At 61.0% G+C, this 623-nt stretch carries 1 pseudogene; it reads right to left on the bottom strand.

From position 1 onward, the window contains the following. A pseudogene (locus GWQ27_RS22200) lies at window positions 1–623 on the bottom strand (IS3 family transposase); the annotation flags it as partial.

Below are 623 nucleotides of genomic sequence, written 5' to 3'. Positions count from 1 at the left end.
TACTATCTTGCGTGAGTACGCATCCGTCACCAAGCTCAGGTACAGTGGCCCACTCCTGGCTGGCAGATAGGTGATGTCGGCGACCCAGACTTGCTCCGGGGCCACCGGTGTGACCTGCTCAGGCCCCGCCTTGAGCAAGTTGGGATGACGGTAGAAACGGTGAAAACTGTGGGTGGTCTTGTGATACGCCCGCCTGGGCGGCACCAGCAGGCGATGCTCGGCCAATATCCGAAACAGCCTGTCCCGCCCGACCTTGAGCCCGCCATCATCCTGACCCTGAAGCAGATAATGCAGCTTGCGGGTGCCGACCCGCGGTTGTCGCAGCCGTACCTGACGCACGAAGCGCACCACCTGCTGCCCCTGTGCATGGCGCACGTCAGCAACCCGATTGCGCTTGTAGTAAGCCTGACGGCTTATCCCCAGAAACAGGCAAGCCCTGACGATGGTCAGCCTCTCGACTTGCCGCTGCGAGAGGACTTGCCGGGTCGCTTTTTTACGATGGAGACGCCGTAGTCGTTCTTCAGCACATCGACGACGGCCTCAAAGAACTGGGCCTTCTGGCTCATCAGCGCCAACTGCTGCTCGAGCTCCTTGATACGCTGTTCGGGCGTCTGGTTGTCGGG

Source organism: Aeromonas sp. 5HA1 (assembly GCF_029237245.1).
GTDB lineage: Bacteria > Pseudomonadota > Gammaproteobacteria > Enterobacterales > Aeromonadaceae > Aeromonas > Aeromonas salmonicida.
This window is presented reverse-complemented; position numbering and strand designations above follow the sequence as displayed.